The sequence below is a fragment of the Chlorogloeopsis sp. ULAP02 genome (genome assembly GCF_038404745.2).
Lineage (GTDB): Bacteria > Cyanobacteriota > Cyanobacteriia > Cyanobacteriales > Nostocaceae > Chlorogloeopsis.
The window spans coordinates 67666-87093 of record NZ_JAYKTT020000053.1; the positions used below are offsets into that span (position 1 = coordinate 67666).

Below are 19428 nucleotides of genomic sequence, written 5' to 3' on the forward strand. Positions count from 1 at the left end.
ATTTTTTAATTTCCAGTCGTTTTGCATTAAAGAATTATTAAATTTCCAATAATATAAGCAAGAATGACTGAAAGCCAAAATGTTTTTCTAGTAATCATTGCGATATTTATCGTTACTAGTGTTGTTATTGTTACAATCAAAGTCTTTTTGTTTGATATTTTTCAATGAGTGCTGATTCCAAGCGCTACTGCCATTTAATAGAATGTAGCTTAGATTTAGGTAGCAAACAATGCAAAATTGTTTTTTAGTAGAGGTATTTCTAAGTAATATTTCTAATTGTATATATAATTTTTGCTACTATAAAAGCACGAAAAACAGCAACAAAAGTTATTCTTTGCAGAAGTGATACACTTAATGTTGACTCTCTAGCCGCCTCATTTCGTGTTGTACATCTAATGCGATTTGTAAAGCTTCATTTAACAGCCTGCCATGCTCACTAGCTTGTTCAGTGACTTGCATTGCTGTTAAAGCCGCTAAATTATTTGTAAATAATTCGGTATTTTTAATAATAAATTTTTTATTTTCTCTTAAAATTCTTTCTGTTTTTAAAGCTCTAATTAGATCTAATCTAGTGAGTTGTAGTGCTTCAATAACTTTACTTCTTTCTTTAATTTCTACTCCATAGTTCCCAGCATCTTCTATTTGATCATTAATATCAATAGCTTTAACAACTGAATTATATCTATTCACATCATTTAAGAGAATATTGAGTGAATGCGTCATATTCTCTTCAATTATCCTAAGTTTTTGTTTCCAGATTACATATAGTGAAAGCTGAATGATAGAACCACTAAAAAAGCAAAATATGATTAATATCATCCATGAAGGTAAGTTTGTCAAATTTGCAAAATTTCTGCCAACAAAAACATCAAATATAACATAGCTTAAGACAAAGACGGCTGTTCCAATAAAAACTACTGTTGCACCTTCTGGCCCTTGAGCTTTTGTAATCCAATCTCTGATAAATATTTTCAGAGGATGAATAATATTCGTCATCTCATTATTGACAGGTAAATTAGTCAATAATTGGAGTTCGCTTTGACTAATTTCTAAGCCTTTTAAATCATCACGCACAGCTTCCCAATCCCTGTGAAGATAGTTTTTCAGTATTATATCTCAATCAAGTTAATGGTATAGGAATTGAATTACGCTTTGGAGATGATATTCTTAATAAAAATTATTTCTAACTCAGTAGCTTGTCAGAGTGTAATATTTAAGTAAAATCCAGTATTTCATGTCATATTGTTTCCAGTCAGCACTTGTATACATTCCAATTAGTAATAAGTATCGATTTTAGTACAACAGCGTACAAAACTATTGCCGAAAACCTTGAAAAAAAAAGGTAAACCTGTTTGTTTGGATAGATAAACGTAGCTGCAACTAGATAACTAACTTGGCAGAGAAAATTGCTCACATTTAGTCAAGGTAATATATGTTACTCATATATCTACGTACTCATTTAGCGATCGCATCTAAATTTCTACTATTTGCTACCCCTCCATTATTCAAGAATTAGCTGCCCAATACCATTTAGCGGACTAGTTCACCACACTGCACTTCTTTTCGCATGCCACCTTACATTTTTCGTCTCTACAAGGATTTGGTTAACTTCTTGTAAACTAGTAAATTGTTTCTGACTATTAAATACCTTAATATTACTTTTAATAATAGAATGGCAACTGAAAAATTAATGTGGTGGCGAACAGCCTTTCAACTGAAAGGTTCAGTGATCACGGCAATTTATAAACGCGTAATTGGATGCGGTTTTTTTGGTGTTTTGGTTTCTTTACTATACTATTTTGAAATTCCTGTTTCCCAACCAATTTTGGGAACTGTAATTCCTAGCATTGTTTTGGGATTATTACTTGTATTTCGTACAAATACAGCTTATGAACGCTTTTGGGAAGGCAGGAAAAGTTGGGGTAGTATTATCAACACTGTTCGGAATTTAGCACGACAAATTTGGGTATCAATTGAAGAAATATCTTCAGAAGATAAAAAAGATAAAATTGCAGCATTAAACCTATTAGTGGCATTTGCTGTAGCAACTAAATTACATTTACGTAGCGAATCTGTCAATCCAGAATTAGAAGACTTAATGCAATACTCTAAATATATCAAATTAAAAATGATGAATAATCCACCATTGGAGGTGGCTTTTTGGATTGATGATTACTTACAACATCAGTACAACCGTAATTGTCTCAATAGTTATCAATTAACATCAATGCGAGAGTTATTAAATTTATTGGTAGATAATTTAGGTATTTGTGAACGCATTTTAAAAACACCCATACCACTCGCTTATGCGATACATTTAAAGCAACTATTATTAATTTATTGTTTATTGTTACCTTTTCAAATTGTAGAAGAACTTGGTTGGTGGACAGGTGTAATTGTGGCTTTAATTAGTTTTACTTTATTTGGAATTGAAGCCATTGGCTTAGAAATAGAAAACCCCTTTGGTTACGATGCTAATGATTTACCCCTAGATACTATTTGCAATACAATGAAACGTAACATTGATGATTTAATGAGCCTAAGCCCTACTACGCGATCACATCGAGAATCACAGAACTAATGCAAACACCAATTAAACCCCTCACATTAGCTGAATTTCTCAAACTTCCTGAGACAAAACCTACCAACGAATTTATAAGATGATTGTAGCTAATCAATACACAATGCGTCGCACACACAAAAAGCGATGATTTAGCGTAGATGCACATAACTTAGCTACCTATTCTTACAACCGCCTAATTCCAGTTCCTAAACCCTGACAAACATTAGTCAGAAAATCTAAATCCAAAGTTGTAATCGTATCACTAGGTTTGTGATAGTGTGGATTGCGCATAAATGCTGTATCTGTCACCATTATCACTGGGTAACCCGCATCCCAAAACGGCGCATGATCACTTTGTCGTGTTTGAGGGACTATATGTCCTTTATTTGGTACTGGTAGCCACTGACTTGGTACGCCGGCTTTGCGAATGCTGCGACTAATAGAAATTAAATCCCTTAATGTTCGCCAATTGCCAATTAAACCGATAAAATTACCACGATCAGGGTAAATATGTTTTAAAGGAGGCGGGTAATTTTGGGAACCAGGAGTAGAATCGCAATAACCCAACATTTCGAGTGAAATCATTAAACGTAACGCTTGTTGTTCTTGCCGTAACTTAGTTACATATTCGGTACTACCCAACAATCCATATTCTTCCATATCGAAAGCCACCAGTCGGATTGGAAATCTGATTGGTTCTATAGCAAACATTCTTGCTAATTCCAGCAACACTGACACACCAGTGGCATTATCATCAGCACCCGGTGTTCCTGGTACAGCATCATAATGAGCGCCAATTAAAATTAATGGCAAATCTTCCTTTTGCGACTCAGCAGCAGGTAAATTTAAAATGAGATTTTTACAAGCTTTAGCACCTACATAGAAGGTGTGGATATCCACACTCCCCCATTGTGCAAATGAAGCGCGAATGTATTCTTGGACAAAGAAATGTCCACCACTTGCCAGATATGGATCGCGATCGCGAGCTATTTGAGTAAGATGAGTTTCCAGTTGCGTTTTTAAATTCACAATATTCTAACAGCTAACATTGGTTCACCGTGTATTTATCAAGTGCAAGATACAATAAATCAAGCATTAGTTCTAAACAAATAATTTATAAGACACGCCAGGAGAACAGCAACGCATGGGCAAGGTAGTCGGCATCGACTTGGGTACAACTAACTCTGTAGTCGCCGTCATGGAGGGAGGCAAGCCGGTGGTGATTGCCAATGCAGAAGGTATGCGCACAACTCCCTCCGTAGTTGGCTTTAGCAAAGACGGCGAACGCTTAGTCGGGCAAATGGCGCGGCGGCAGACTGTGCTTAACCCCCAAAATACTTTTTTTGCAGTCAAACGCTTTATTGGGCGCAAGTATGGCGAACTTAGTCTAGAATCCAAGCGAATACCTTATACCATTCGTAAAGATGAAATAGGCAATATTAAAATAGTATGTCCCCGCTTGAATAAAGAGTTCGCCCCCGAAGAAATTTCGGCAATGGTTCTGAAGAAATTAGCAGAAGATGCCAGTAAATATCTAGGTGAACCAGTCACAGGGGCAGTACTCACCGTTCCTGCTTATTTTAATGACTCTCAGCGACAAGCAACGCGGGATGCTGGCAGAATTGCAGGGTTAGAAGTGTTGCGGATTCTCAACGAACCAACTGCCGCATCTTTGGCTTATGGTTTAGATCGCTCTGATAGCCAAACCATCTTGGTATTTGATTTGGGTGGTGGTACTTTTGACGTTTCTATTTTGGATGTCGGCGATGGTGTGTTTGAAGTTAAATCAACCAGCGGCGATACCCAACTGGGTGGAAATGAATTTGATAAAAAAATTGTCGATTGGTTAGCAGAACAATTTTTAGAACAAGAAGGAGTAGATTTAAGACGCGAGCGACAATCTTTACAGCGGCTAATGGAAGCTGCCGAAAAGGCAAAAATTGAACTTTCTTCAGTTAGCGTTACTGATATTAATTTACCCTTTATTGCAGCTACAGAAGAAGGGCCTGTACACCTCGAAACTCGCTTGACTCGTTCTCAGTTTGAAGGGCTGTGCGATGACTTGTTAGGGCGATTGCGCATACCAGTAAAACGGGCGTTAAAAGACGCTAGCCTGACTCCCGCTGATATTGATGAAGTTGTCTTGGTAGGTGGTTCTACACGTATGCCAATGGTACAACAACTAGTACGAGCAATGATTGGCAGAGAACCTAACCAAAATGTCAATCCCGATGAAGTTGTAGCGGTAGGTGCAGCCATTCAAGCAGGCATTCTCGCAGGTGAAATGAAAGATGTCTTGCTGCTAGATGTTACGCCTCTTTCTTTAGGATTAGAAACCATTGGTGGCGTGAGAAAAGTACTTATCCCCCGTAACACCACAATCCCTGTTCGCCGTTCTGATATTTTCTCGACATCAGAAAATAACCAAAATACCGTAGAAATTCACATCATTCAGGGCGAACGGGAAATGGCAGCAGATAATAAATCTTTGGGGCGATTTAAATTGTATGGTATTCCCCCCGCTCCTCGTGGTATACCGCAAATACAAGTATCTTTTGATATAGATGCCAACGGAATTTTACAGGTAACGGCTCTAGATAGAACTACAGGCAGAGAGCAAAGCATCACGATTCAAGGAGCTTCTACCTTAAGTGAGGGAGAAATTCAGCAGGCGATTCGGGATGCCCAGAAGTATGCGGATGTAGACAGACAACGTAAAGAAAAAATAGAAAAGCGCACTCGCTCTGAAGCTTTGATTTTACAAGCCGAAAGACAGCTTAGAGAAGTCGCGCTAGAATTTGGCATGGGATTTGCCCGCACTCGACGTCAACAAATTGATAATATCTGCCGAGAACTACGCGAAAGTTTACAGCAAAATGATGATCGCGGCATTGACCAAGCATACGCCGATCTGCAAGATGCTTTATCTGATCTTAGCCGGGAAGTCCGCCAGTATTATGCTGAAGAGGAAGACGATGACTTGTTTGGCGCAATTAAAGACATCTTCACTGGTGGAGATAAAGAACGTGAGTCTGCCAGAGACACATTTCGCGATCGCGATTACTACGATAGAGGCTATGACAAAAGCTATGGCAGAGACTACGACAGAGATAGAGGCTATGGCAAAAACAATGATAGAAGCTATGGCAGAGACTACGACAGAGATAGAGGCTATGGCAGAGACAGTCGTTCCCCCTACGAAGACGGTGGTTATTCACGCAAAAATCGTCCCAGCTACCAAGATAATTGGGATGACGACGATGATTGGCTCTAAAGTGGAGGGCGGGTGCCTTCCCGTCCTTTCACTGTCAAAATAAATATATATACTTTTGAAAAAAACCATGAATATAGATTCAAAATGTAGCTGTAGTTATTAGTAATTGGGGCATAAGAAAAAAGTTATTAATTAGTAGAGGGCGGGTTTTGCTGATGAGCTTTGGGCTAAAACAGACAATTTATCTTCTAAACCCGCGCATACTCGTGAACTTGGTTAGTTGCTGATTGTAAAAGAAATATCGGAATAAATCATCTTCCATATTCAGTACTGAAAACAACTAACAAATAACAACCGACAAAATATATCTTCAAAAAATATCAAATCTAAAATCTAAAGTTAAACGACTGACTTATGCAAAATTTGCGTAATTTTCGCGATTACTACGAAATTTTGGGAGTATCCAAAGAAGCCACAAATGAAGAAATTAAAAAGAGTTATCGGCGTTTAGCACGACAGTATCATCCAGATTTGAACCCAGGAAATAAAGCCGCAGAGGAAAAATTTAAGGATATCGGTGAGGCTTATGAAATCCTTTCTGATCCAGAGAAGCGAGTCAAATACGACGAATTTAGCCGTTACTGGAACCAACAAGGCTTTATTGGCAAACAAGGGCAACGGGCAAAACCTTGGGGAGGAGATAATCGTTCTAACGGTCGCGCTACACAGGATGTAAATCCTGGTAACTATGCTGATTTTACTACTTTTATAAATGAAGTTATCGGTGTCAAAGCGAGCAGAAACGGTACTGCTAATTCTAGTAATACTACTACCGCCGATCCATTTCGTACACCTAGAACAAAAGTTTCATATTCGCCCAGCCAACGCCCCTCCCGTCGGGATATCGAGGCGAGATTATCCCTACCCCTGGAAAAAGCTTATCAAGGTGGATTGGAGAGAATTCGCTTAGAAGATGGGCGATCGCTAGAAGTAAGTATGCCCCCAGGAATGGTAACAGACCAAACCATCCGACTACGAAATCAAGGCATTAATGGTGGCGATTTATACTTAAAAATTACTGTCGAACCTCACCCTATATTTAAAATAGAAGGCACCGATGTTCAATGCCAAGTCCCAATTACTCCCAGTGAAGCAGTATTGGGAGGGCAAGTAGAAGCGCCAACGCTAGATGGGTTGGTAAAAATGACAATTCCCCCCGGAGTGAGATCTGGGCAAAAACTTCGCCTCGTTGGCAAAGGCTACCCAACTGACAAAGGTAAACGCGGCGATCAATTAGTAGAAATTCAAATAGTTACTCCCAAAAATATTACTCAACAGGAAAGGGAACTGTACGAAAAAATCCGGCAGCTTGAAACATTTAAACCCCGTGCTGATTTATTTTCATAAATAGCTTAATGTCAAACTCCCCTGTCTCCTGTCCCCTATTCCCTGTTCTCTAAAGCTTAGTGGGTTTAAAATATGAGAGATTAGAGAGATAAAGTTTGTCGCTAGGTGAACAAGACAACCGTGAATCAGAACGGGGCAATGCCACAAAGCAGTGAATCCACATCCACCTATTACACCCTGCTAGGACTGCATCCCGGAGCATCGCCAATCGAAATCCGTCGCGCTTATCGGGAATTGAGCAAACGTTATCATCCAGACACCACAAGTTTGCCTACCACTATTGCCACCGTTAAATTTCAGCAACTCAACGAAGCCTACGCCACGTTGAGCAATCCCGAACGACGCTTAAGCTACGACTTGAAAATAGGCTATTCTCGCTTTGGAGTAATTCAACCACCCCCCGATTTAAACCATCCTGTTTCTTATTCTTATGATTGGTCTAAATCAGCTTATCTTGACGCCAGCGATCGCCCCCTCTCGGCAGGTGAAATTTTTGCTTTGTTTATTTTAGGCTTGACTTTTTTAGGTTGCTTATTGCTTGCGATCGCCATTGGCTTAACTCGTGGTGAAGCCGCTTTCCAAACCCAGCTAGTCGAACCAACTCCTGTGATTGTACAGCCACAAAAGAACAAGCTTTCTCAACCTTCTGTTTCTCAACAAGAGTGGGACACGAGGACAAGCGGACAGGGAAAGCAATAGACAACCAACCCCTAACTACTGTACGGGCGGATTTAAAAGAGAAATTGTCGGTTTTAACCGAAAAATAATCAATGAAACCCGCACGGCAGTCGCTACAACCGGGACAACCCCAGCAACGCGCTGCCTCCCCTACTAACAAATGACCAATGACTAATGACTAATAACTATTTAAAAATTAAAATTTAAAAATAATACTTAACAAAAGTTTACTTTTGACTTTACTTATGTCGCTTCCTTCTGCTGATACACCGTTATACAACCATCCACTTCCTTATATAGAGCAATGGCTGAAAGAACAAGGCTGTCAACAAGATGAAAATCAATTACATTGCTGGCGCGTACAGCGACCTAAATGGAAAGCTGAACTTTTACTTGATGTTGAACAAATTATAGTCAGATATATTAGTGCTGGTGAGAATGGGCAAGATATCCAAAGAGCATTTAAATATTCTCTAAGTCGGCAAGATATTGAACAAGCGGTGTTTTCTGGGCCGTAATTAGGGACTAGGGACTAGGGACTAGCAAGACGAGGGGGGGGAGGGGGAGAGGAGCCAGCGCCGTGGGCGGGTTTCCCGACTTGGGGCGACTGGCGTGGGGAGACAACGGGAAAACCTTTCTCCTTGCCCCCACCTCCCCGTGTCACCTTGTCCTCTTCTTCCCAATCCCCAATCCCCAGCCCCAAATCTAAACTTTCCCAAACCGCCGTTCTCGCTGTTGATAAGCACACAATGCACGGTGAAATTCACTGCGATCAAAATCAGGCCAGAGAGTATCGGTGATATAAATTTCTGAATAGGCTATTTGCCAGAGTAAAAAATTAGAGATTCGCATTTCTCCACTGGTACGAATTAGCAAATCTGGATCAGAAATTCCCGTGGTATATAGGTGGCGTTCAAAAGTTGCCTCATCAATTTCGTCTGGCTGGAGTAATCCTTGCTGTACTTCTAAAGCGATCGCCCGACAAGCTTGGACTATTTCCTGTCTACCCCCATAATTCGTAGCTACCGTAAACCTGATACTACGATTATTTCTAGTTTCTTCTACCGAACGGGAAATTTCTGCTTGTAGCGCCCGTGGCAAACTACTTAAATTTCCGACAAACTGAATTTGCACATTCTCTTCGACCATTTCCCGCAATTCTTGACGCAAAACTCGCTGGAATAGAGTCATCAAGAAATCTACTTCTTCTTGGGGTCTTCCCCAATTTTCGGTCGAAAAAGCATAAGCAGTTAATGCTTCTATTCCCCAATCTTTACAACAACGGAGCAAATCTTTCAAAGCATCTACTCCCCGTTTATGACCCATGATTCGTGGCAATCCTTGACGCTTTGCCCATCGACCGTTGCCATCCATAATCACCGCTACGTGCTTAGGCAGAAGTTCTCGTTTTAAATCAGGGGGCAAATATTCCAGTTGAGTTTGTTGTGCTGTCATTTTTTGTCTCGCGAAGCGGTCGATGGTAGTCTGAGTAAACGTGAAACCAGTGCTAATGCCTGACTGCGAATCTGACGACCCAAACTGAGTAAACCAGGAGCAACTGCTTCCCGATCTACAGTTGGCGAAAATCGAGCTTCCAGAGACTCTTTGAGCTTTGTGATCGTCAGCGGTCTATTGAGGGTTCCTCTTTCTGCTAAAGAAATAGAACCTGTTTCTTCAGATACAACGACACAAATGCAATTCTCGACTCGTTCAGTTATTCCCATCGCCGCCCGGTGGCGTGTTCCCAACTGACGCGAGGCTGTACGTCCTGAAAGCGGTAAAATTATACCAGATGCCACAATCCGCGAACCTCGTATCAATGTAGCACCGTCGTGTAAAAGAGTTTTTGGTTGAAAAATTGTCTGGATCAGTTCTTTGGATACTTCAGCGTTTAGCTTTACTCCTGGCACGGAAAAATCCCGCTCATCAATCGGGCCGGATGTTTCCAAAATTAATAAGGCACCAATCCGATTTTTTGATAGTTCTTTAACTGCTTCAACAATTTCATCAATTACACTATCAGATTTGGGAACTGCCAGACGGGATGGTTGAAACAACTGCCGAAACTCTCCACGTCCTAGTTGTTCTAAAAATCGGCGAAATTCTGACTGAAGAGCAACCGCCATTGCCACAGCACAGCCAATCACCAACTTTTCCAGCACAAAATTTAGCAGTTGCAGTTGCAATTTGCCACTGATTGCTGATGCCAGCATCAAGATGATAAATCCTCGCACCATCCAAAGTGTCCGGCGCTCACTGATAATCACTAGTATCATGTACGTTAGCGCCAGTACCAAAATAATATCCAGAGCCTCAAGCAGCAAAGGCCGAGACCAACCTTGGTTTATCAGCCATTGCCTCCATAAATTTCTCATGACATCTGGACTAAACCTTCTGCCTCTAAATTAAAGTAAGTCAATAGTCAACAATTGACAGTCAATAGTCAATAGTTTTGAGAAGGAACGCCACTCGCCACTCTTGTGCAAAGCCCATCTCTCCTAATTTAAAGATCCCCTCGCAGGCATCTTCAGGACGTCTAGAAACTGAGCCAAGTACGTCGGGGTCTTCCCCGTTGTAGATGCTAAGGGCGTGTGCTAGGTGAAACTGGCAGGAAAACCCTTACTTTACAGAAATCACTCCGTGTCTACGATAGTTGCTCAGAGGGAAAACTGTCTTCCCTCCAAGAGTACTGGCTTACTAAAGCGCTACTTGCTAATGGCTACTGAGCTAATGACTAACTCTTTAGTCTTTCTGGTAGGCAATCTTGTCGAATTAAATCTTCATAAGTTTCGCGTTGCAAAATTAAATTTGCTTCGCCATTCGCCACTACAACAGCTGCCGGTCGGGACAGACGATTGTAGTTAGATGCCATACTGTAATTGTAAGCACCAGTTGCCATGACTACGAGAATATCTCCAGGTTTCGTTTTGGGCAACTGGGCATTTTTAATCAAGACGTCCCCAGATTCACAATGTTTTCCAGCAATAGTGACTGTTTCTGTACAAGGAGTTGACATCTGATTGGCAACCACTGCACGATACACTGATTGATAAGTAATTGGACGGGGGTTATCAGACATACCCCCATCAACGGCAACGTAGGTGCGAATATCGGGTATTTCTTTGGATGAGCCGATAGTGTAAGCTGTGACGCAGGCATTAGCAATTAGCGATCGCCCTGGTTCACACAGTAATTTCGGCAAAGGTAAATTTTCTTCTTTACAAGCTGCTTGAATCACCTCACAAATCGGCTTTACCCATTCTTCAATGCTGGGTGGGTCGTCCGATTCTATATACCTAACTCCCAAACCACCGCCGACATTTAAATGGGTCAGATTTAAACCGTAGGTAGCAGCTTTAGTCAACCACTGCACCATCAGCACCGCCAAATCCTGATGCGGTTGACGCTCAAAAATCTGGGAACCGATATGAGCGTGTACTCCTATGCAATTGAGAGTTTGTTGCTTACTTACAAAAGCAAACACCTCATCTAAATCACCTGGGTCAAAACCAAACTTATTATCTAAATGTCCTGTACGAATGTATTCATGAGTGTGGCAATCTATTCCCGGTGTAAGCCGCAACATAATACGGACGGGTTGTTGCCCTTGTGCTAACTCTACACTTTGCTGCAAATCACGCCAATTATCCGCCATAATCGTAATGCCAGATTCAATCGCGTAACGCAGTTCTTCACGAGATTTATTGTTACCGTGGAGGTAAATTTTATCAGAACTCACACCTGCACACAGAGCAGTATAAAGTTCGCCTCCTGATGCTACATCAATTCCCAAACCTTCCGATTGTGCGATCGCGCAAACTGCTAAACAACTCCATGCTTTAGAAGCATATAGTACCTGAGCTTCACCCTGATAGTAACGCTGGAAACTTTCACGATACTGACGGCAAGCAGTTCGCAGGGTTTCTTCATCCAAAATATATAACGGTGAACCAAACTTTTGCACTAAAGTCGTTACATCACAACCACCTATTTCTAGGTGATCTTGATGATTGATTTTGGCACTCAGCGGTAAAAGTCCTTGATTGGGTGAAAGATTTACTTTGTTAGTGCTTGTTGGCGATAAATACTGACGACCAGAAAGTTGAACTCCAGCAGGCTGAGTCGATACCATAACTATTAAGAGTTGTCCTTGTTATTTTACTTACAGGCTTAAGCGGGTCTCGTGATTCCCAGTTTACCGAATAACGTGCTTTTTCGCCCCCGCCTTTCGGCACTGAATAGGGGTGTAGGGGTTTGCGGGTGTAGGGGTATAGGTAATTCATCTTTCTTACCCTTTAAACCTTTATCCCCTTATTCCTCATTATTTCCTTAAACCCTTACACCTTTCTTCGATTCTGTTGACTTAACCAAAAAGTGTGAGCAAATTCAAATTAGAACTGAAATCCTTAACAACAGCAGATTTAAGTGCTGTAATGGAACTGGACAAAGCCTGTTTTGGTGGTCTTTGGACATTGGAAGCATATCAAAGAGAGTTAGACAGCCCCAATAGCATTCTACTCGGTTTGTTTTCGCCTTTATTTCCGCAGAAATTGCTAGCTATGGGCTGTTTTTGGTCAATTTTAGAGGAAGCCCACATTACAATTTTGGCAGTTCAACCCCAATACCAAGGTCAAGCTTTGGGGCAGGCTATGCTGTATTTTCTGCTCAAAACTGCTTGTGAGCGCGGGAGCGAGCGAGCAACCCTCGAAGTCAGAGTTTCTAACCAAGCTGCTATCTCTCTCTATCAGAAATTCGGTTTCAAAACTGCTGGACGACGGCGACGTTACTATAAAGATAACGATGAAGATGCGCTGATTCTGTGGCTAGGAGGCTTGCAATCTCCAGAATTTCAAGAGACTTTGCACTACTCACACGCCCTGATTAGCGATCGCCTCAAAAACTTTTGTTGGGATTTAGCCAATCTTTAGTAGAGATGCAATTAACCGTGCCTAAATCACCGATAATAGTCAATAGGAATTAGTTACTATTAACTTATAAACTGTGAATAAAATCCTGCAAGTATTGAGCGATTATTTCAATACTTGAGTGTTTAACGGTAAGTTATGACTTTTTAACTCCACTTAAACTCTACTTAATTGTTATTTTTCCCCCTATGTCTTATAAAAAATTATAATAGTGTTCAAAATAAGATTGACAAATGCAAAGTTTTATAGTACATAATTTTCTTTGGGATTGATTTTGCAATCTCGCAAATCCAGAATTTTTGTTGATAATTAACTTCCCCAAACGCAGTAAATTCAAGCTCCTCAGTACACAGTTCCCAAAAAAATAAATAGTTAGTAGTTCCCACAAACCTGGACGATCCCTGATTGTATGTCTATTTCTTTATACAGACATCCAATCAGTTTTGCTGTGCTAAAATCAGCGTACCGGCACGACGCAGGTGATGGGAAACAATGCCATGTTTGAACGCTTCACAGAAAAAGCCATTAAGGTAATCATGCTAGCCCAGGAAGAGGCACGCCGCCTGGGACACAATTTTGTGGGTACCGAGCAGATCCTCCTGGGTCTGATTGGAGAAGGTACCGGAGTGGCGGCCAAGGTGCTGAAATCTATGGGCGTCAATCTCAAAGACGCTCGGATTGAAGTAGAAAAAATCATAGGCCGGGGTTCAGGCTTTGTAGCCGTGGAAATTCCGTTTACGCCACGGGCAAAGCGAGTTCTGGAACTATCCTTGGAAGAAGCGCGCCAATTAGGGCATAACTATATTGGTACCGAGCATCTGCTGTTGGGCCTGATCCGAGAAGGGGAAGGTGTAGCAGCCAGGGTACTAGAAAACCTGGGCGTGGATCTCTCTAAGGTAAGGACTCAAGTAATTCGGATGTTGGGAGAAACCGCTGAGGTGAGTGCCGGTGGGCAACCTCGTGGCAACAAGACCCCGACTTTAGATGAATTTGGCTCGAATTTGACCCAAATGGCATTGGACGGCAAGCTCGATCCAGTGGTGGGACGTGCCAAAGAAATTGAGCGGGTGATTCAGATTTTGGGTCGCCGTACAAAAAATAATCCCGTACTAATTGGTGAACCAGGGGTTGGTAAAACCGCGATCGCTGAAGGTTTAGCGCAACGTATTGCCAACAAAGATGTCCCCGACATCCTGGAAGAAAAGCGCGTAGTTACTTTAGATATTGGCTTACTCGTAGCAGGAACAAAATATCGAGGTGAATTTGAAGAACGCCTGAAGAAAATCATGGATGAAATTCGGCAGGCGGGAAATGTAATTTTAGTAATAGACGAGGTACACACCTTAATTGGTGCAGGTGCGGCAGAAGGCGCGATTGATGCGGCAAATATCCTGAAGCCAGCTTTGGCAAGAGGTGAGTTGCAGTGTATCGGAGCGACTACCCTAGATGAATACCGCAAACACATTGAGCGGGATGCAGCACTAGAACGCCGTTTCCAACCAGTGATGGTCGGTGAACCCACGGTGGATGAAACTATAGAAATTTTACGCGGGCTACGTGATCGCTACGAGCAACACCATAAGCTGAAGATTTCTGACGAAGCTTTGATTGCAGCGGCGAAACTATCTGACCGTTATATCAGCGATCGCTATCTGCCGGATAAAGCGATCGACTTGATTGACGAAGCAGGAAGCCGGGTACGTTTGATTAACTCCCAACTGCCACCCGCAGCCAAGGAATTGGATAAAGAACTGCGCCAGATTTTGAAGGAAAAAGACGATGCAGTTCGCGCTCAAGACTTTGACCGAGCTGGAGAACTGCGGGATCGCGAAATGGAAATTAAGGCCGAAATTCGCGCGATCGCTCAAAGCAAATCCAATGGTGGCCGCAATGATGGTGATGAACCCGTCGTTAACGAAGAAGACATTGCCCACATTGTCGCTTCTTGGACAGGAGTGCCGGTAAACAAACTCACCGAATCCGAGTCCGAAAAGCTGCTACACATGGAAGAAACCCTGCACCAGCGCTTAATTGGTCAAGAAGACGCTGTGAAGGCAGTTTCGCGGGCAATTCGTCGCGCTCGTGTCGGCTTGAAGAACCCCAACCGACCCATCGCTAGCTTTGTCTTCTCTGGGCCTACTGGTGTAGGTAAAACCGAGTTGGCAAAAGCATTGGCATCTTACTTCTTCGGTTCTGAAGAAGCAATGATCCGCCTGGATATGTCCGAATACATGGAGCGCCACACCGTTTCCAAGTTGATTGGCTCGCCTCCAGGTTATGTCGGTTATAACGAAGGCGGTCAATTGACAGAAGCAGTACGCCGCCGTCCTTACACCGTGGTGCTATTCGATGAAATCGAAAAAGCGCACCCCGATGTATTCAATATGTTGCTGCAAATTTTGGAAGACGGTCGCTTAACTGATGCCAAAGGTCGCACGGTAGACTTCAAGAACACCTTGCTGATTTTGACTTCTAACATCGGTTCTAAGGTAATTGAAAAAGGTGGCGGTGGTATCGGCTTCGAGTTTGCTGAAGACCAAAGCGAACAGCAGTACAACCGTATTAAGTCTTTGGTGAACGAAGAACTAAAACAGTACTTCCGTCCAGAATTCCTCAACCGTCTGGATGAAATTATTGTCTTCCGTCAACTGAGCAAGGAAGAGGTAATGCAAATTGCCGACATCATGCTCAAAGAAGTATTTAGTCGCCTCACCGAAAAAGGCATTACTCTAGAAGTGAGCGATCGCTTCAAGGAACGCCTGCTGCAAGAGGGTTACAACCCCAGCTACGGTGCAAGACCTTTACGTCGGGCAATTATGCGCTTGCTTGAAGATAGCTTGGCAGAAGAAATTCTCTCCGGTCGTGTTAAGGAAGGCGATACCGCGATCGTTGATGTGGATGAAAGCGGTACTGTAACGGTAAGACCAGAACAGCGCCGAGAATTAATGACTCCAGGTGTGGAGTAAATTTTAGATTTTAAAATCTAGAATTTAAAATTTGAAAGCGGTAGAGGGTGAAAATCTTCTACCGTTTTTATCATTCCTGGCGGGATGTAAAACTAATTGACTTAAAAACTATTCGCGAATCGCCATCACCGATTTGCTGCAACTTTACCAAACTACATCCGCGACAGAACAGCAACCTTGGAAAGCTTGTCTTGATCGAGCCCTTTTAGTTCGTTCAGAGATAACCAGCCTTCCTTAATCAATTCAGCAAAGATAAAGAGCAGAACGGAGTATTGGTAGTCGTACTTACCCTCAATTTCATGCCTTTTAGCACTCAAGAAATCGTGTAACTGCCAGAGATCACCCAAGTCCACGAGGGTACTTGCTTCTTTTTGAACTTGTTTAAGCAAAGCATCAATTTCTCTTTTGTAGGCTTGTTCAAAGGCAGTTCTAGCAATTTTCTTTTCGATATCCGTCCACTCAGTTTCACTTGCTTGCATGATTCAACCTGAAATTTGTGCGGTAGTTATTTGGTTAGGATTATTCCGTTTTTCCAGAGCAATTGAGCGCTCTTGCTTAACAGAGCGCTCAATACGATCATCTGCAATTTACTTATTTCTATTGTCTGCCTAGCGAACTAGGTTCAGAAGTTCTTTGGGAGAAGCCAACAAGTCAATGGCTACAAAAAATATTTTGCCTTCAGGATTGAGCAAGAACCGCCAAGCCATGTTCATGCCCACTGCTGCGCCAAACCAAGGGGTTTGAACTTTGCCCGTCACTTTCACTTGAGTATAGCCATCTTCTGCGGGTTCAGAGATACCCCGCTCTGGGAGCAAATTAAGATTTTGGCATTCTTCTCGGAAGAACCGCAAGATCGCATCTTTGCCCACGATCGGTCTTTGAAAGGGAGGCTGCAAAGCACCGTCTGGTACGAACAGCTTGATCAGTTCATCAAAGTCATTTGCATTCAAGTTGTTCATGTAGCTCAACACGGTTGGGTTGTTGATACCTTGAATAGTGACTTGAGTACGTTGAGACTTTTCTTTAGGCGGAACTACAGGTTCAGAAATTTTGGTGTAGCTGCCTAGTTTATTTACATCAAACCCCATGTCCACAACAGAGTTGCGCAAGACGGTGATCTGTTGTCCTTGATCCAAGGCTTTGAGAGTTTCCAATACAGCTTTAGCATTAGCTGATAGCTGATAGCCAGCTGGAATTGGCGCAACAATGCCTTGCTCCATCCATTCCCCAAGCTGATTCCAGAAACCTAGCTTAATATTAGGTGACCAAGTGGCATAGGTACGGCAAATAGGCGTATCTGCATGGTTTGCTAGATCACACATAACCTGAGTTTGTTCAGGAAAAGTCATTTGCTTGATTTGGTTCAGGATTCCTTCTGCAAACTGCATACTGGCTGCACCAGGAGCTGCAACCGTGATCGTTTTACCCATCTCCAAGAAAGCGAACCATGTCCATGCCAGCTGATCTTCGGCGCTGAGTTGGTTGAATCGAGCAGTTAGAGCTGGCACGGCATCCGCCGACAGTGTATTGGGGAAAATGCCACGGGCAGAGTCGATAGTAATTGACATATAAAAAACTACCTCACTTATTTTTCAACTGACCCAACGTGGAGCGAGACATCCGTAGCTTACAGTTGTGCTCTCCAATCAAAATATCACAAATATTTACAAAATAATAAAATTCTTTACATTTGACTCAGTAATCTATTGCCATTGGAGGCTGTAATACCTAAAAAGTCTGGAAAAACAAGGGTTTGAGCTTACAATCTCACGACTTCTAGTCGTGAAGAGTATATCAATGTAAATATCAAGTCTTCTCAAATAAATTAGTCTGAAGAGAGGTGTACTTATTATTAAATTGTTACTAGATTTTAAGTATTTTCTAACTAAACTACTATGTTTGATTTGCCAGTTCTGCTTGCTCAACAAACTACTGTTCAAGTAGGTATTAATATTAATGGTATCGTTGCTTTAATAGCAGGAATACTAATTCTCATACTTCCCAGGCTGCTTAACTACATTGTGGCAATATATTTGATAATTATTGGATTAGTGCAAATTTTTAATCTTCGTATTTAAACTGGGTTAGTTAAATCTAAAACCAGATTGAAGTAGCGTTTGATTTTACATAAAAATACAAAAACAGCACAATCAATCATCGGATCTGCAACAGTCTGCAATAGATGCGATCGCTAAACAAAGACTAGATAATGTGTTTATAGGTGTGTTTTTCTGCAAAAACATACTATTCATACAATAAAAGCAAATTTCAAAACTTAATATGAAAAGTCCTTGGCGTCTGAGAGACTATGTATTCGCTGCCTTCATGACGATAGGCATGGTAATTGCTGTATTTATTGTCGGCCCATTCGCACCTCCCGGACTACAGCTTTTGTTTTGGGCGCCTCTGGGAGGGATTTTCCTGACTTTGGGAATGGCACGTTTACAACGTCGTGGCAGTGTAGCTTTGATGATTCTTCCTTTGGCAGTGCTGCTAGGGCTGATTTCACCGATTATTTCTCTGTACCTAGCTGTCACTGTTTTAGTAACTGAATTGGTGATGTTCTTTTTGGGGAACTATCGACGCAAAATCAACCGTTTATGGGGAAATGTCCTCTTTTTTGCCAGTGCCAACTTGGGTGGTTTACTTCTTGGTGCCTATCTAATTAAAGGTTCGAGGGCAGATCCATTTGTAAAAATAGCGACGCAGCCTGGAGTACTTATCTTACTCACAGTACTAGCAGGTGTGGCAGGTATTGTTGGCTGGTGGTTGGGAGAGTCAGCAGTTAAGCAATTACAAAGAGCTGGGAAAATGGATGTTGATGTTTAAAACAATTAGAAATGAAAAACCACTACGTCTGAGGTGAATGAAAACAGCAGGCAAAAATTATCTTTCTAAAATCGACCACAGATAAACACAGATGCACACCGATAAATTATCTGTGTTTATCTGTGTCCATCTGTGTTCGTTATACGTAAATTTATTTTCCAGATCCAGATGAGGAAGCATAATTTCCTTACTCAGATTAATCCCCTACTCAAAATTATTGTTTGTATTACTATCCTGATAGTGGCTCTGCTTTTGCACGATATCAAAGCAATTAGTGTCTTAGTAATTACCTTATTGACACTACTGCTAGTTTCCGTGCGAATCAACCTGAAAATTTTTGCGTATGTGGCGATCGCTCTACTTACATTCATGACTATTTCTACCTGGTTGAGGGATTTCCACACTTCTGTGATTAGTAGCTTGCGTCTAATCGCTATTCTGCTGCCAACCCCACTTCTTGCTAGTACTACCTCACCATCCGATTTAGTGAGAGCAATTCAAGCCGCACGCTTACCCAATTTTATTGTCTTGAGTCTGATGCTGATTTGGAGATTTTTGCCTGTTATCCAGCAAGAAGCCCAGCGGATTATTGAAGCTAACTGGTTGCGGGGTGTAAATGTGGCACGTCAGCCAAGGCAGTGGTTTTCTGGCTTGTTGATGCCGTTGATTTTTCGGATTGTTGCCTACGCAGATGATGTTACCGTAGGCTTAGAAACCAGAGGTTACGATCCCCAGGCTCCACGCAGTAACAGCCAACCTTTGCGATGGCAACCAAAAGATACTATCTTTGCCGTCAGTGCTGCTGCGATTGTGATAGTCATGGGATATCTGGAATGGGTAGCTTGA

General features: G+C 41.9%; 18 protein-coding genes. 10 read left to right on the forward strand and 8 right to left on the reverse strand.

All coding sequences use genetic code 11. The features are described 5' to 3' along the window. Positions 1-351 precede the first annotated feature (351 nt). Positions 352-1074: a hypothetical protein gene (locus U2718_RS18385; RefSeq protein ID WP_342000083.1), complete on the reverse strand. Its 723-nt coding sequence runs from the start codon at positions 1072-1074 to the stop codon at positions 352-354. A gap of 598 nt (positions 1075-1672) precedes the next feature. Here U2718_RS18385 and U2718_RS18390 point away from each other — a divergent pair. Further along, complete coding sequence (locus tag U2718_RS18390; RefSeq protein WP_342000085.1) at positions 1673-2581, forward strand: bestrophin family protein; 909 nt, start codon at positions 1673-1675, stop codon at positions 2579-2581. Between the two features lie 165 nt (positions 2582-2746). Here U2718_RS18390 and U2718_RS18395 read toward each other — a convergent pair whose 3' ends face one another. Continuing rightward, positions 2747-3592, reverse strand: coding sequence for a M28 family peptidase (locus tag U2718_RS18395; RefSeq protein WP_342000087.1), 846 nt, complete (start codon positions 3590-3592; stop codon positions 2747-2749). 115 nt (positions 3593-3707) lie between these two features. On the opposite strand from U2718_RS18395, the gene dnaK reads away from it, so the two are divergent. From dnaK to U2718_RS18415, 4 genes are all read left to right on the forward strand, one after another. After that, positions 3708-5837, forward strand: a complete 2130-nt coding sequence (gene dnaK / locus U2718_RS18400) for a molecular chaperone DnaK (protein WP_342000089.1) — start codon at positions 3708-3710, stop codon at positions 5835-5837. A gap of 354 nt (positions 5838-6191) precedes the next feature. Next, positions 6192-7184, forward strand: coding sequence for a J domain-containing protein (locus U2718_RS18405; protein ID WP_342000091.1), 993 nt, complete (start codon positions 6192-6194; stop codon positions 7182-7184). 138 nt (positions 7185-7322) lie between these two features. Further along, a complete protein-coding gene (locus tag U2718_RS18410; protein WP_342000253.1) occupies positions 7323-7883 on the forward strand; it encodes a J domain-containing protein in 561 nt (186 codons plus the stop codon). A 224-nt stretch (positions 7884-8107) separates the two neighbouring features. Next, positions 8108-8380 (forward strand): DUF3143 domain-containing protein, encoded by a 273-nt coding sequence (locus U2718_RS18415; RefSeq protein ID WP_342000093.1) that lies wholly within the window; start codon positions 8108-8110, stop codon positions 8378-8380. Positions 8381-8394: 14 nt separating this feature from the next. Here U2718_RS18415 and U2718_RS18420 read toward each other — a convergent pair whose 3' ends face one another. The 4 genes from U2718_RS18420 to lysA all read right to left on the reverse strand — a co-directional run bounded on the left by U2718_RS18420 (position 8395) and on the right by lysA (position 11994). After that, on the reverse strand, positions 8395-8610 hold the full coding sequence (locus U2718_RS18420) for a hypothetical protein (RefSeq protein WP_342000257.1): 216 nt from the start codon (positions 8608-8610) through the stop codon (positions 8395-8397). Next, on the reverse strand, positions 8568-9317 hold the full coding sequence (locus U2718_RS18425; protein WP_342000096.1) for an isoprenyl transferase: 750 nt from the start codon (positions 9315-9317) through the stop codon (positions 8568-8570). The genes U2718_RS18420 and U2718_RS18425 overlap by 43 nt, the downstream gene beginning before the upstream one ends. Continuing rightward, on the reverse strand, positions 9314-10237 hold the full coding sequence (gene cdaA, locus U2718_RS18430; protein WP_342000098.1) for a diadenylate cyclase CdaA: 924 nt from the start codon (positions 10235-10237) through the stop codon (positions 9314-9316). The genes U2718_RS18425 and cdaA overlap by 4 nt, the downstream gene beginning before the upstream one ends. A 359-nt stretch (positions 10238-10596) precedes the next feature. Then, complete coding sequence (gene lysA / locus U2718_RS18435; RefSeq protein WP_342000099.1) at positions 10597-11994, reverse strand: diaminopimelate decarboxylase; 1398 nt, start codon at positions 11992-11994, stop codon at positions 10597-10599. Positions 11995-12238: 244 nt separating this feature from the next. On the opposite strand from lysA, the gene rimI reads away from it, so the two are divergent. Together rimI and U2718_RS18445 are read left to right on the forward strand one after the other, a co-directional pair. Next, entirely contained in the window at positions 12239-12790 is a 552-nt protein-coding gene (rimI, locus tag U2718_RS18440; RefSeq protein WP_342000101.1) for a ribosomal protein S18-alanine N-acetyltransferase, read from the forward strand. 494 nt (positions 12791-13284) lie between these two features. Further along, the gene (locus tag U2718_RS18445) at positions 13285-15753 is read left to right on the forward strand and encodes an ATP-dependent Clp protease ATP-binding subunit (protein ID WP_342000102.1); all 2469 of its coding nucleotides are present in this window, start codon (positions 13285-13287) and stop codon (positions 15751-15753) included. 152 nt (positions 15754-15905) lie between these two features. Here the strand turns inward: U2718_RS18445 and U2718_RS18450 are convergent, their stop codons facing one another. Then, positions 15906-16232, reverse strand: a complete 327-nt coding sequence (locus U2718_RS18450) for a hypothetical protein (RefSeq protein WP_342000104.1) — start codon at positions 16230-16232, stop codon at positions 15906-15908. A 129-nt stretch (positions 16233-16361) separates the two neighbouring features. After that, a complete protein-coding gene (locus U2718_RS18455) occupies positions 16362-17321 on the reverse strand; it encodes an orange carotenoid-binding protein (RefSeq protein ID WP_342000105.1) in 960 nt (319 codons plus the stop codon). Positions 17322-17648: 327 nt separating this feature from the next. On the opposite strand from U2718_RS18455, the gene U2718_RS18460 reads away from it, so the two are divergent. The 3 genes from U2718_RS18460 (at position 17649) to U2718_RS18470 (ending at position 19428) form a co-directional block, all read left to right on the forward strand. Next, positions 17649-17831: a DUF3096 domain-containing protein gene (locus U2718_RS18460; protein ID WP_342000107.1), complete on the forward strand. Its 183-nt coding sequence runs from the start codon at positions 17649-17651 to the stop codon at positions 17829-17831. 202 nt (positions 17832-18033) lie between these two features. Beyond that, entirely contained in the window at positions 18034-18582 is a 549-nt protein-coding gene (locus U2718_RS18465; RefSeq protein WP_342000108.1) for a hypothetical protein, read from the forward strand. A 168-nt stretch (positions 18583-18750) separates the two neighbouring features. After that, complete coding sequence (locus tag U2718_RS18470) at positions 18751-19428, forward strand: energy-coupling factor transporter transmembrane component T (protein WP_342000110.1); 678 nt, start codon at positions 18751-18753, stop codon at positions 19426-19428.

What these genes read in the sequence shown, in the direction of transcription:
- U2718_RS18455 (WP_342000105.1), bottom strand. Translation starts at nt 17,321, where the DNA reads ATGTCAATTACTATCGACTCTGCCCGTGGCATTTTCCCCAATACACTG.
- U2718_RS18450 (WP_342000104.1), bottom strand. Translation starts at nt 16,232, where the DNA reads ATGCAAGCAAGTGAAACTGAGTGGACGGATATCGAAAAGAAAATTGCT.
- lysA (WP_342000099.1), bottom strand. Translation starts at nt 11,994, where the DNA reads ATGGTATCGACTCAGCCTGCTGGAGTTCAACTTTCTGGTCGTCAGTAT.
- U2718_RS18425 (WP_342000096.1), bottom strand. Translation starts at nt 9,317, where the DNA reads ATGACAGCACAACAAACTCAACTGGAATATTTGCCCCCTGATTTAAAA.
- U2718_RS18390 (WP_342000085.1), top strand. Translation starts at nt 1,673, where the DNA reads ATGGCAACTGAAAAATTAATGTGGTGGCGAACAGCCTTTCAACTGAAA.
- U2718_RS18405 (WP_342000091.1), top strand. Translation starts at nt 6,192, where the DNA reads ATGCAAAATTTGCGTAATTTTCGCGATTACTACGAAATTTTGGGAGTA.
- U2718_RS18415 (WP_342000093.1), top strand. Translation starts at nt 8,108, where the DNA reads ATGTCGCTTCCTTCTGCTGATACACCGTTATACAACCATCCACTTCCT.
- U2718_RS18460 (WP_342000107.1), top strand. Translation starts at nt 17,649, where the DNA reads ATGTTTGATTTGCCAGTTCTGCTTGCTCAACAAACTACTGTTCAAGTA.
- cdaA (WP_342000098.1), bottom strand. Translation starts at nt 10,237, where the DNA reads ATGAGAAATTTATGGAGGCAATGGCTGATAAACCAAGGTTGGTCTCGG.
- dnaK (WP_342000089.1), top strand. Translation starts at nt 3,708, where the DNA reads ATGGGCAAGGTAGTCGGCATCGACTTGGGTACAACTAACTCTGTAGTC.
- U2718_RS18470 (WP_342000110.1), top strand. Translation starts at nt 18,751, where the DNA reads ATGAGGAAGCATAATTTCCTTACTCAGATTAATCCCCTACTCAAAATT.
- U2718_RS18410 (WP_342000253.1), top strand. Translation starts at nt 7,323, where the DNA reads ATGCCACAAAGCAGTGAATCCACATCCACCTATTACACCCTGCTAGGA.
- U2718_RS18445 (WP_342000102.1), top strand. Translation starts at nt 13,285, where the DNA reads ATGTTTGAACGCTTCACAGAAAAAGCCATTAAGGTAATCATGCTAGCC.
- U2718_RS18465 (WP_342000108.1), top strand. Translation starts at nt 18,034, where the DNA reads ATGAAAAGTCCTTGGCGTCTGAGAGACTATGTATTCGCTGCCTTCATG.